This is a genomic window from Luteimicrobium xylanilyticum (genome assembly GCF_009429125.1).
In the GTDB taxonomy this organism is placed as follows: Bacteria; Actinomycetota; Actinomycetes; order Actinomycetales; family Cellulomonadaceae; genus Luteimicrobium; species Luteimicrobium xylanilyticum.
This window is the reverse complement of record NZ_CP045529.1, coordinates 2,432,637-2,444,088: the sequence shown is the minus strand read 5'-3', so window position 1 is coordinate 2,444,088 and position 11,452 is coordinate 2,432,637. Positions and strand designations below refer to the sequence as shown.

The following is an 11,452-nucleotide window of genomic DNA, read 5'->3' as shown; positions in this document are numbered from 1 at the left end:
GTGACCTTCAGGACAGCTGCGACGACGGCCGTCCTCGCGATCGGTCTCGCGGCGGTCGGTGCGTTCGCCGGCCCCGAGTGGGACCCGCAGCCGGTGACGGACCACATCCGCACCCAGACCACGGACACTACGATCGGGGCGACGCACGACCCGACCCCCGTCGGCACGTACCCGGTGGTGTCGCGGGAGGTGACGATCCGGCTCGAGAACACGGTCGTCACCGGCCAGATCCGGCAGCCTGTCGGTGCGGGCGACGACCTGCCCGGGGTGGTGTTCGTGCACGGTGCGGGCACGGGCAGCTCCGCCACTGCCTTCGCACCCCAGGCCTGGGCGCTGGCGAGCGCCGGGGTGGTGACGCTGGTCCCGTCGAAGAACCTCACGACGTACTCGCTGCAGCACCGCGACTACGTGCAGGAGGCCGGGGACTACGAGCGGTCGGTGCGGCTGCTGCGCACGCAGCCCGGCGTCGACCCCACCCGCGTGGGCGTGTACGGGGAGTCGGAGGGCACCTGGATCGTGCCCGTGATGGCGACGGAGGACCCGGCGATCGCGTTCACCGCCCTCGTGTCCGCGCCCGTCGTGCGGCCCCGCGAGCAGGCTGCGTTCGCCGTCGACAACTACCTGCGCAACACGGGCGTCCCGCAGGGCGTGTTCCGCGCGATCCCGCGCGCGGTCGGCATGGACCTGCCCGACGGCGGCCTCGACTACGCCGACTTCGACGTGCGCCCGTACCTCGAGCGGCTGACCCAGCCGACGCTCGTCGTGTACGGGGACGACGACGTCTCGATGCCGATCGAGCAGGGGGCGCAGGCCATCCTCGCCGACGCCTCGAAGGCCGGGAACCGCGCCGTCACCGTCCGCTACTACGACGGTGCCGACCACGGGCTGCACCTCGGTGGCGGCACCGGCGCGGTGTCGGCGTCGTTCCAGCAGGACCTCGCCGACTGGATCACCGGGCTTCCCGGCACGGCGGGCGCGGCGCCGCGGATCGCGGGTGCCCAGCCCAACCAGACCTATCTCGCGGAGGCGGTGCCGAGCCCGCGCTGGTACGGGGACGGTGACGCGGTCTTCGGCTTCACCATCGCCGCCGTCTCGCTCGCGATCGGCGCGCCGCTCGTGTGGATGCTCGTGTCGTTCGGCACCCGCCGCTGGCGCTTCCGCAGCCACGTGGGCGGGATCGCCCGCGACCTGCGGCTCCCGATGCTGCTCGCGTCGCTCGGCGCCGTGCTCACCATGCTGGCGCTCGTCGTGTACCTGATCGCGATCGCGAAGATCGCGCTCGACTACTCGCAGAACGCCCTCATCGTCCAGGGGGGCTGGCTGGGGGTCCGGGCGATCGGGATCGCCTCGCTCGTCCCGGTGGCCGTCGTGGTCAACCGCCTGTCGGACCGCCGCGAGGCGCGTCGGAGCATGCTCCTGTGGTTGCGCCAGCGGGTGGGTCGCGACCAGCCGAGCGGCCACTCCGCCGTCCCGGGCGTGCGGGCGGGCCAGCCCGTCGCGCGGGGCATCGGAGGATGGGCGCTCGCCGCCGCGCTCACGTTCGCGATCGTCACGCTCCTGCTCACGACGGCGTACTGGGGCGTCTTCCAGCTCGGCATCTGATCCCGTCCGCCCGGCGAGGCACGGTTGTCCCGATCCGTCCCGCCCGGTAGAAACGACCACGTAGCAGACGAGCCGTCCGTGCGGTCCCGGCACCCGGCGTGGACCCGACCGGCGCTCGCCCGATCGAAGGAGCCCCTGTGACCATCGCCGAACCTCCCGGCACCCCCGACCCGTCGTCCGGCACCGAGCACGCGGCGACGGACGTCGAGTCGCCGTCCGAGCCGGCCACCGGGCCCGCCGTCGACGCGTCCCCCGAGGACGCCCCGCGTGCGTCGGCGTCGTCGGGCCGTGTGCCCGTCCTCGACGTCGTGCGCGACGTCGTCGCGGCGGTCGCGCTGCTGACGTCCCTCGCGCTGCCCTGGACCCTGCGCACGGCCGGTGCCGGCCGCGTCGAGGTCGTGCTGTCCGTCGTCGTGGCGCTCGCCGCGATCCCGCTGCCGTACCTCGCCCGCGCGGGCGTGCTGCCCACCGGGTGGAGCGTGCACACGACGCGCACCGTCCGGCTCTGGGCCGCGACGCCGTACGTGGTGGTCACGATCGTCTACCTGCTGCTCGACCTCTTCGCCGGCTCCGGCCTCGACCGCGGCGTCGGGACCGGGCTCGGGCTGGGCCTCGCGGGTGCGCTCCTCGTCGCGCAGCCGCGGTCGTCCGAGCTCGGCCCGGACGACGAGGACGCCGCGGTCGGCCGGTTCTGGCGCGTCGTCCTCGGCGTGCTCGGCGCGGTCCTGGCCGTCGGTGCGGTCGTCACGATCGTGATCTTCCTGTCCTCGGACGACTGGTCCGGGGCTGCGCAGCTCGTCTACGCGCTGACGAGCACGCTCATCGTCCTCGCGGTGGGCGCGCTGCCCGCCTGGGGTGCGTTCCGGGGCGACCGGGCCTGGTCGACCGTCCTGGTCGGCGTGGGCGCGGCGCTCGCCGTGCTGTTCGTCGTCGGTGCCGGCTCCGCTCCCGACCTCCTGCGCGTCGAGTCCTTCCACACGCTGCGGTTCGGTCTCGTGCTCGTGCCCGCGCTCGGTGCGGTGGCCGCGGGTGCGGCGTTCCGTCGCGGTCTTCCGGGCGTCGCGGACGACGAAGGGCGGACGGGTGTGGCCGACGTCGTGCGCGACACGCTGCTGCTCCTCGCCGTCGTCGCCGCCCTCATCGCGATCGGTTACGCCGTCGTGCTCGGGGACGGTGCGCACGGCGGGCGTGCGACGACGAGCCTCGTCGTCACGCTCGTCGCCTCGGGGGCGGTCGCCGTCCTCGCGGCGCTGGCGTGGGCGGGCGCCCGTCGCGACGACGCGGCCGCCCGCGGCCTGGCGTGGCTCGTGGTCGGGACCGCCGTCGTGCTCGGCACCGTCGCGGTCTCGGTCGACGCGTGGAAGGTCGTCGGCGTGCCCGTCGAGCTCGCGCTCGTCGCGTACGGCCTGCCCGCCCTGCTCGTGCTCGCGCTCCTCGGCCCGTCGGTCCAGGAGTGGGGGAGCAGGACGCGGGTCGAGGCGACCGGCGCCCGCACCGCGTACGAGTGGACGCCGCGCCCGCGCCGGGCGCCGCGGCCCGCGAAGTCCGCGAAGCCCGCCGTGCCGGCGCGCGACGCCGAGGAGCCGGCTCCGCTCGAGACGCCTGCCGACGCTCCCGTGCACCCCCACGCGCCGGTCGTGGCTTGGCCCGTCGGCGGGGAGACGCCCGTCGGCGGGGAGACGCCCGCCGCCGAGCCGGCACGGTCCGAGCCGCGGCCGGTCGAGCCCGTCGCCGCCGAGGCGTCTCCCGTCGCCTCGGGGCCGGAGCCGGAGCCGGAGCCGGAGTGGCAGCCCGAGCCCGTCCAGCCGTCCGACCCGGAGCCCGAGCCGGCACGTGCCGCGGCCGACGCGGAGTCGACGACCGTGCTGCCCGTCGCGGGGTACTCGGCGGAGCAGGCGGCCGACCCGAGCACGCCGCTCGAGGTGCTCGCGCAGATCGCCGAGCACGCGCCGGCGCTGCGCCCGTACGTCGCCTCCAACCCGTCGACGTACACGGCCCTGCTCGACTGGCTCGGCGCGCTCGGCGACCCCGCCGTGGACGCGGCGCTCCGGGCCCGCCCGGACCGCCGCCCCTGAGAGGGCCGCGTCTCGGGGGAGACGCGCGCCGTCGTCGGGGCTCCTCGTTGGAGTACAGTGACGACGTGCGTACCCCCGAGACGCGCCCGTCGGTCGCGACGGGCAGCCTCCTCCTTCGGTGCCGCGGCGAGGCTCGCTGAGCCGGTTCCTCGCCGCGGTGGTTGGTGTGCCGGCTGACGAACCGACCGCACGACCGTGAGGAACTCCCCGTGACGAACACCGCCGACCAGACCCGCACGCCCGCCCCGGATCCCCGCTGGGCCCACGCTCAGCAGCGCCCGTCGGGCATGCCGATCCACAAGTACGAGCCCTTCCACGCGCAGCTCGACGTGTCGCTGCCGGACCGCACCTGGCCCGACAAGCGGATCACGAAGGCCCCCCGCTGGTGCGCCGTCGACCTGCGCGACGGGAACCAGGCGCTCATCGAGCCCATGAACGCGGAGCGCAAGCTCGCCATGTTCCGCCTGCTCGTCGACATGGGCTACAAGGAGATCGAGGTCGGGTTCCCGTCCGCCTCCCAGACGGACTACGACTTCGTGCGCCTGCTCATCGAGCAGGACCTCATCCCGGACGACGTCATCATCCAGGTGCTGACGCAGTCCCGCGAGCATCTCATCGCGCGCACCTACGAGGCCCTGCGCGGAGCCAAGCAGGCGATCGTGCACCTGTACAACTCGACCTCGGTGCTCCAGCGCGAGGTCGTGTTCCGCACCAACGAGGACGGCATCGTCGACATCGCGCTCGAGGGCGCGAAGCTGTGCCGCAAGTTCGAGGAGACCATCCCCGAGACGCGGATCTACTACGAGTACTCGCCGGAGTCCTACACGGGCACCGAGCTCGAGTTCGCGGCCCGGATCTGCAACGAGGTGCTCGAGGTCTTCGAGCCGACCGCCGAGCGGCCCGTCATCGTGAACCTCCCCGCGACCGTGGAGATGGCGACGCCGAACGTGTACGCCGACTCGATCGAGTGGATGAACCGCCACCTCGACCACCGCGAGCACGTCATCCTGTCGCTGCACCCGCACAACGACCGCGGGACCGCCGTCGCGGCCGCCGAGCTCGGCTACCAGGCCGGTGCCGACCGCATCGAGGGCTGCCTGTTCGGCAACGGCGAGCGCACCGGGAACGTCGACCTCGTCACGCTCGGGATGAACCTGTTCAGCCAGGGCATCGACCCCGAGATCGACTTCTCGCAGATGGACCGCATCCGTCGCACCGTCGAGCAGTGCAACCAGCTCCCCGTCGGCGAGCGGCACCCGTGGGCCGGCGACCTCGTCTTCACGGCGTTCTCCGGCTCGCACCAGGACGCCATCAAGAAGGGTCTCGAGGCGATGGCCAAGCGCGCGGACGCGCAGGGTGTCACGGTCGAGGACATCGTCTGGGGCGTCCCGTACCTGCCGATCGACCCGAAGGACGTCGGCCGCAGCTACGAGGCCGTGATCCGGGTCAACTCGCAGTCCGGCAAGGGTGGCATCTCGTACCTGCTCAAGTCCGAGCGGAACCTCGACCTGCCGCGCCGCCTGCAGATCGAGTTCTCCCGGGCCGTCCAGGAGCACACCGACGCGCAGGGGATCGAGGTCAACGCCGAGGACATCTGGCGGATCTTCTCCGACGAGTACCTGCCCGCCGAGCCCGACTCCGGCCTCGAGCCGTGGGGGCGCCTGCGCCTCGTCTCGACGCGGGCGTCGTCGTCGGAGGACGGGCCGGACACGCTCGAGGTCGAGCTCGAGGACGCCGGCCAGGTCCGCACCGTCACCGGGACCGGCAACGGCCCGGTCGACGCGTTCCTCGACGTGCTGCGGCAGGTCGGGCACGACGTGCTCGTGCTCGACTACGCGGAGCACGCGCTGTCAGCCGGGTCCGACGCGGCGGCCGCCGCCTACGTCGAGTGCTCGGTCGGGGACGACGTGCTGTGGGGCGTCGGCATCGACCCGTCCATCACGACGGCGTCGCTCAAGGCCATCATCTCCGCGGTCAACCGGTACGAGCGCGGGCAGGTCGAGGGCCGCGCGGCCGACCCGGCGACCGTGGGCCGCTGAGCCTGCCGCCGGTCGATCGTCGCCGCGGGGCAGCGCGAACCGTCCGAGTCAGCGGGAGCTTCCCGCTGACTCGGACGGTTTCACGCTGACTCGAGGGCGTCCGGGTCGCGCTCGCTCGCGCGCACCTCGTCGCCGTACGCGACGAGCGAGCGGTGGTAGCGCTGGACGAGGCCGCCGAGGGCGGCGACCGCCACCCCGACGCCCTCACGGGCGCGGCCGGCGTCAGCGAGCGCCAGCGCCAGGAATCCGTCGAGCTGGGCGTCGAGGTCGTCGGACGGCTCGCGCTTCTCGGCCTGGAGGATCTCGACGGCCTCGTCCGCCTGCCCGACGTTGCGGAGCGAGCTCGCGAGCTGGATCACGGCTTGTCGGCGTCGGTCGGGGCGCAGGCCTGCGGCGAGCGCGGCCCGGTAGAAGGCGATCGCGGTCTCGGGCACGCCGGTCGAGTCCCAGGCGCTGCCGATCTCGTAGAGCGCGGTCGGGTGGTCCTCGGGGAGCTCGGCGACGAGTGCTGCGACGGCCTCGCGCAGCTCCTCGTCCGGGACCTCCTCGGTGCGGGCGCGGTACCAGGCGGCGGCGATGCGCTCCTCCCACGACCCGGCGGGGGCACTGTGCCCGGGCTCCGCGGTGGCGTCGTCGGCGGGCGTCGGCGGCTGTTGCGGGAGTGCGGTCATCGGGACATCACATCACGACCCACCTCCGGGTCGGGCATCGGCCCGGGCGGCGCCGCCGACGCGCGGGAGCTCGTCGAGTCGCTCCGACCACGGATGTCGGTTCCGCGGGAGACAATGGTGCCCATGCCGGTCTACCGCGACGAGGCGCTCGTGCTGCGCGCCCAGAAGCTGGGCGAGGCCGACCGCATCGTCACGCTGCTGACCCGCGAGCACGGGAAGGTCCGCGCCGTGGGCAAGGGGGTGCGGCGGACCTCGTCACGAGTGGGTGCGCGCCTCGAGCCGTTCATGTTCGTCGACGCGCAGCTCTACGTGGGCCGCACGCTCGACGTCGTGACCCAGGTCGAGACCGTCGGCCCGTACGCGAGCGAGATCGCGCGCGACTACGCGCTGTACACGGCGGGCACCGCGATGCTCGAGACGGCCGAGCGGCTCACCGAGGAGGGCGAGCCCGCGGTCCAGCAGTTCTGGCTCCTCGCGGGGGCGCTGCGGGCGCTCGCCGAGCATCACCACGCCGCCGGGCTCGTCCTCGACTCCTACCTGCTGCGGGCGCTGTCCGTGGCGGGGTGGGCACCGAGCTTCACCGACTGCGCGCGGTGCGGCGAGCCGGGCCCGCACACGGCGTTCTCCGTCGGGACGGGCGGCGCCGTCTGCCCGCGGTGCCGGCCGCCCGGCTCGACGGCGCCCGCACCCGAGACGTTCGCGCTCCTCGCCGCACTCCTGGCCGGTGACTGGACGACGGCGGACGCGTCGTCGCCCCGGCACCGCAGCGAGGCGAGCGGCCTCGTCGCGGCGTACTCGCAGTTCCACCTCGAGCGACGGCTCCGGTCCCTGCGGCTCGTCGAGCGCGAGCCCGAGCGAACCGAGGCCGCACCCACCGATCCGGACCGAGTGACGGAGACCACCTTCCTGTGATGGCACGAGCTTCCCGCCGCGGCGCCCCGCCCGCCGCCCGCCCCGACCGTGTGGCGCCGACGCCCCACGTCTCGGGAGCCCGCCCGCCGGCGATCCCGCGCGAGGTGCTCCCGCAGCACGTCGCGATCGTCATGGACGGCAACGGGCGCTGGGCGAACGCGCGCCACCTGCACCGCACGGCGGGGCACGAGGCGGGCGAGGTCGCGCTCAACGACGTCGTCGCGGGCGCCGTCGAGCTCGGGATCTCGCACGTCTCCGCATACGCGTTCTCCACGGAGAACTGGAAGCGCTCGCCCGAGGAGGTGCGCTTCCTCATGGGCTTCAACCGGGAGACCATCCGGCGTCGTCGGGACCTGTGGGACTCGTGGGGCGTCCGGATCCGGTGGGCCGGGCGGCAGCCACGGCTGTGGGGGAGCGTCGTCAAGGAGCTGCAGGTCGCCGAGCGGCAGACCGCCGGGAACGACGGGCTGACCCTCACCCTCTGCGTGAACTACGGTGGCCGGCTCGAGATCACGGACGCCGTGCGCTCGCTCGCCGCCGAGGTGGCGGCCGGCCGTCTCGACCCGGCCCGGATCACCGAGAAGACCATCGCGAAGCACCTCTACGACCCCGACATGCCCGACGTCGACCTGTTCCTGCGGTCGTCGGGGGAGCAGCGGACGTCGAACTTCCTGCCCTGGCAGTCCGCGTACGCGGAGCTGGTCTTCGTACCCGAGCTCTGGCCCGACGTCGACCGGCTCGTCCTGTGGCGCGCCGTCGAGGAGTACGCGCGCCGGGACCGTCGGTACGGCGGGGCGGTCGACGCGGTCGCGGGGTCAGGCGGTGCCTCGTGAACGAGCAGCAGGGCACGGACGCCGTCGGTCCGCCCTGGGTCGTGCGCACCGAGCGGCTGCTGCTCAGCGCGGTCGGGCAGGGTGACGTCGACGACCTGTTCGCCCTCAACACCGACCCGGCGGTCTGGTGGCACTTCCCCTCGGGTCGTCACGTCGAGCGCTCGCAGACCGAGGAGTTCGCCGGGGTCTGTGCGTCGGGATGGCGGCGCGACGGCCTGGGCTACTGGACCTTGCGCGACCCTGGCTCGCGGATCCTGCTCGGGGTGGGTGGCTGCCTGGGCGTCCGCGAGGTCGCCTGGAACCTCTACTACCGGCTCCGGCCGGCGTCCCAGGGGCAGGGGTACGCGACCGAGCTCGTGCGGGCGGCGCGCGACTGGGCCGCCCGCGTCGACGCCGCGCGCCCGGTCGTCGCGAGCCTCCTCGAGCACAACGTGCGGTCGCGGGCCGTCGTCGAGCGTGCCGGGCTGACGCAGGTCTGGCGCGGTCCCGACCGACGCAACCCGGACCCGTCCGCGGTCCGGCTGATCTTCGCGGACCGCGGCGTCTCCGACGAGGTGCTGGCACGACTGGTGGGCGGCCAGGACGAGCCCGACGAGCGCGAGGCAGCGGCCGGCCCTACCGTCGAGCCATGACTCTCGAGCTCGGCATGATCACGGTCGACACCGGCGACGCCCGCGCCCTGGCGTCCTGGTGGGCACGTCAGACGGGCGGGACGTTCGTCGACGAGGCGGACGGCTGGTGGTGCGAGGTGCGTCCGGGGCAGGGCGCTCCGGGCGTCATCCTCGGGTTCCAGAAGGTCGAGGACCCGACGCCGGGGAAGAACCGCCTGCACCTCGACCTCGGCACCGCGGACCGGCTCGCCGAGGTGGAGCGCCTCGTCGGCGAGGGCGCGACCGTCGTCGGCGAGAACGCGGTCGGCGACTTCACGTGGACGACCTTGGCGGACCCGGACGGCAACCTGTTCGACGTCGCGACGCACGAGTAGGCCGTCGGGCCCGCAGCCCGCTCCTGTCGGGTCCGCGGCGGTCGCCGGCCGAGCTCAGCTCGCAGCGCGGCAGTCGGCGCAGGTCCCGAAGAGCTCGACGGTGTGCTGGATGTCGGTGAAGCCGTGCTGCGCGCCGACGGACGCCGCCCAGGCTTCCACGGTCGGCCCGTCGATCTCGACCGCCCGGCCGCAGGTGCGGCACACGAGGTGGTGGTGGTGCTCCTGCCTGGCGCAGCGGCGGTAGACGTTCTCGCCGCCCTCGGTCCGCAGGACGTCGACCGCGCCGTCGTCGGCGAGCGCCTGGAGCGCGCGGTACACGGTCGCGAGGCCGATGCCGTCGCCCTGGGAGCGCAGCAGCTCGTGGAGCTGCTGCGCGGAGCGGAAGTCGTCCAGGTCGTCGAGGGCGTGCTGGACGGCGACGCGCTGCTTGGTGATGCGCTGCACGGCTGGTCTCCGGCGGGGTCGGCGGATGCTCCTTGTCGATTCTCATTCTCATCTAGCGGTGCGAGCGATGTCAAAGCACGGCGGGCGGACCGGGCTCGACCGGTAGGCTGTGACCTCCGAACGAAACCCCCCCACCTGCCCGCACGCCATGCGGGCAGCCGTCTTCGAGGAGTGCCCCGTGGCCCCTGTCTCCCGTCTCGACGCCGTCGTCTCGCTCGCCAAGCGGCGAGGCTTCGTCTTCCCGTCCGGCGAGATCTACGGCGGTACCCGCTCCGCGTGGGACTACGGGCCGCTCGGCGTCGAGCTCAAGGAGAACATCAAGCGCCAGTGGTGGCGCGCGATGGTCACGAGCCGCGACGACATCGTCGGCCTTGACTCCGCGGTCATCCTGCCGCGCCAGGTCTGGGTCGCCTCCGGTCACGTCGGCGTCTTCACCGACCCGCTCACCGAGTGCCTCCACTGCCACAAGCGGTTCCGCGAGGACCAGATGATCGAGGAGTTCGAGGAGAAGAAGGGCCGCGCGCCCGAGGGCGGCCTCGCCGAGATCGTCTGCCCCAACTGCGGCACGCGCGGCCAGTGGACCGAGCCCCGCGACTTCAACATGATGCTCAAGACCTACCTCGGCCCCGTCGAGGACGAGTCCGGCCTGCACTACCTGCGGCCCGAGACGGCGCAGGGCATCTTCGTGAACTTCGGCAACGTGTCGTCGGCTGCGCGCAAGAAGCCCCCGTTCGGCATCGCGCAGATCGGCAAGTCGTTCCGCAACGAGATCACGCCCGGCAACTTCATCTTCCGCACGCGCGAGTTCGAGCAGATGGAGATGGAGTTCTTCGTGGAGCCCGGCACCGACGCCGAGTGGCACCAGTACTGGATCGACACCCGGACCGCCTGGTACACGGGTCTCGGGATCTCGCCCGAGAACCTGCGGAGCTACGAGCACCCGAAGGAGAAGCTCTCCCACTACTCGACGCGCACCGTGGACATCGAGTACCGGTTCGGCTTCCAGGGCTCCGAGTGGGGCGAGCTCGAGGGCATCGCCAACCGGACGGACTTCGACCTCAAGACGCACAGCGAGCACTCCGGGAAGGACCTCTCCTACTTCGACCAGGAGAAGAACGAGCGCTGGGTGCCGTACGTCATCGAGCCCGCGGCCGGTCTGACCCGGTCCCTCATGGCGTTCCTCGTCGAGGCCTACGCCGAGGACGAGGCGCCCAACGCCAAGGGCGGCGTCGACAAGCGCACCGTGCTGCGGCTCGACCCGCGCCTCGCGCCCGTCAAGGCCGCCGTCCTGCCGCTGTCGCGCAACGAGGCGCTGTCGCCGAAGGCGCGCGACCTCGCCGCCGAGCTGCGCCAGGCGTGGAACGTCGACTTCGACGACGCCGGCGCGATCGGCCGCCGCTACCGTCGCCAGGACGAGATCGGCACGCCGTTCTGCATCACGGTCGACTTCGACACGCTCGACGACCAGGCCGTGACCATCAGGCACCGCGACTCGATGAAGCAGGAGCGCGTCGCGCTCGACCAGGTCACCCCGTACCTGGCGACGCACCTCGTCGGCGCCTGACGTCGTCCGGCGGCCCGGCCGGGAGCTGAGCTTCCGGCCGGGCCGCCGGTCAGCGCACCGGTGCGGCGACCGGTCCGAACCGGTCCGCCGAGGCGGCTGCCCAGTCCGCCGCCCAGGTCTCGGGCGGATCGCCCAGCAGCTCGCCGGGAGACAACCACTCGAAGATCTCGGCGTACGAGCGCACGTCCGACGTCGTGACGCGTCGGCGCAGATGGGCCGGCGTGAGCGCGCGCGGCTCGCGAACCCCCATCGCGGCCATGAGGCGCATCGCCTCGTCGACCGTCGCGCCCTGGTAACGCTTGACGCGTTCACGCCTCGCACGGCGGC

11 protein-coding genes are annotated in these 11,452 nt (G+C 73.3%); 8 read left to right on the top strand and 3 right to left on the bottom strand.

Translation table 11 applies throughout. The features are described 5' to 3' along the window. The 3 genes from KDY119_RS10925 to leuA all read left to right on the top strand — a co-directional run bounded on the left by KDY119_RS10925 (position 1) and on the right by leuA (position 5,716). Positions 1-1,602, top strand: coding sequence for a prolyl oligopeptidase family serine peptidase (locus tag KDY119_RS10925; protein WP_036949659.1), 1,602 nt, complete (start codon positions 1-3; stop codon positions 1,600-1,602). 137 nt (positions 1,603-1,739) lie between these two features. Beyond that, complete coding sequence (locus tag KDY119_RS10920) at positions 1,740-3,677, top strand: DUF7937 domain-containing protein (RefSeq protein ID WP_153022299.1); 1,938 nt, start codon at positions 1,740-1,742, stop codon at positions 3,675-3,677. Positions 3,678-3,964: 287 nt separating this feature from the next. Continuing rightward, the gene (gene leuA, locus KDY119_RS10915) at positions 3,965-5,716 is read left to right on the top strand and encodes a 2-isopropylmalate synthase (protein ID WP_036950657.1); all 1,752 of its coding nucleotides are present in this window, start codon (positions 3,965-3,967) and stop codon (positions 5,714-5,716) included. Between the two features lie 80 nt (positions 5,717-5,796). On the opposite strand, the gene KDY119_RS10910 is transcribed toward leuA, so the two are convergent. Then, a complete protein-coding gene (locus KDY119_RS10910; RefSeq protein WP_083890795.1) occupies positions 5,797-6,387 on the bottom strand; it encodes a tetratricopeptide repeat protein in 591 nt (196 codons plus the stop codon). Between the two features lie 123 nt (positions 6,388-6,510). Here KDY119_RS10910 and recO point away from each other — a divergent pair, with 123 nt between their 5' ends. From recO to KDY119_RS10890, 4 genes are read left to right on the top strand one after another with little or no spacing between them, the layout of a single operon-like run. Then, the gene (recO, locus tag KDY119_RS10905; protein WP_036949664.1) at positions 6,511-7,299 is read left to right on the top strand and encodes a DNA repair protein RecO; all 789 of its coding nucleotides are present in this window, start codon (positions 6,511-6,513) and stop codon (positions 7,297-7,299) included. Beyond that, positions 7,299-8,132, top strand: coding sequence for an isoprenyl transferase (locus tag KDY119_RS10900; RefSeq protein WP_051136483.1), 834 nt, complete (start codon positions 7,299-7,301; stop codon positions 8,130-8,132). Before recO ends, KDY119_RS10900 begins: the two co-directional genes overlap by 1 nt. Beyond that, positions 8,129-8,764: a GNAT family N-acetyltransferase gene (locus tag KDY119_RS10895; protein ID WP_227994303.1), complete on the top strand. Its 636-nt coding sequence runs from the start codon at positions 8,129-8,131 to the stop codon at positions 8,762-8,764. Before KDY119_RS10900 ends, KDY119_RS10895 begins: the two co-directional genes overlap by 4 nt. Then, positions 8,761-9,117 carry a VOC family protein gene (locus KDY119_RS10890; protein WP_036949667.1) on the top strand — a complete coding sequence of 119 codons (357 nt, stop codon included), beginning with the start codon at positions 8,761-8,763 and terminating at the stop codon, positions 9,115-9,117. The genes KDY119_RS10895 and KDY119_RS10890 overlap by 4 nt, the downstream gene beginning before the upstream one ends. Positions 9,118-9,171: 54 nt before the next feature. Here the strand turns inward: KDY119_RS10890 and KDY119_RS10885 are convergent, their stop codons facing one another. Next, a complete protein-coding gene (locus tag KDY119_RS10885) occupies positions 9,172-9,561 on the bottom strand; it encodes a Fur family transcriptional regulator (RefSeq protein WP_036949669.1) in 390 nt (129 codons plus the stop codon). A 178-nt stretch (positions 9,562-9,739) separates the two neighbouring features. Here KDY119_RS10885 and KDY119_RS10880 point away from each other — a divergent pair, with 178 nt between their 5' ends. Continuing rightward, positions 9,740-11,125 carry a glycine--tRNA ligase gene (locus KDY119_RS10880; protein WP_036950662.1) on the top strand — a complete coding sequence of 462 codons (1,386 nt, stop codon included), beginning with the start codon at positions 9,740-9,742 and terminating at the stop codon, positions 11,123-11,125. A gap of 49 nt (positions 11,126-11,174) precedes the next feature. On the opposite strand, the gene KDY119_RS10875 is transcribed toward KDY119_RS10880, so the two are convergent. Continuing rightward, positions 11,175-11,384 (bottom strand): hypothetical protein, encoded by a 210-nt coding sequence (locus KDY119_RS10875; protein ID WP_153022298.1) that lies wholly within the window; start codon positions 11,382-11,384, stop codon positions 11,175-11,177. Between the last annotated feature and the right edge of the window lie 68 nt (positions 11,385-11,452).

Coding starts and splice junctions, on each gene's coding strand:
- leuA (WP_036950657.1), top strand. CDS start 3,965: ATGCCGATCCACAAGTACGAGCCCTTCCACGCGCAGCTCGACGTGTCG.
- KDY119_RS10910 (WP_083890795.1), bottom strand. CDS start 6,387: ATGACCGCACTCCCGCAACAGCCGCCGACGCCCGCCGACGACGCCACC.
- recO (WP_036949664.1), top strand. CDS start 6,511: ATGCCGGTCTACCGCGACGAGGCGCTCGTGCTGCGCGCCCAGAAGCTG.
- KDY119_RS10900 (WP_051136483.1), top strand. CDS start 7,299: ATGGCACGAGCTTCCCGCCGCGGCGCCCCGCCCGCCGCCCGCCCCGAC.
- KDY119_RS10890 (WP_036949667.1), top strand. CDS start 8,761: ATGACTCTCGAGCTCGGCATGATCACGGTCGACACCGGCGACGCCCGC.
- KDY119_RS10875 (WP_153022298.1), bottom strand. CDS start 11,384: ATGGCCGCGATGGGGGTTCGCGAGCCGCGCGCGCTCACGCCGGCCCAT.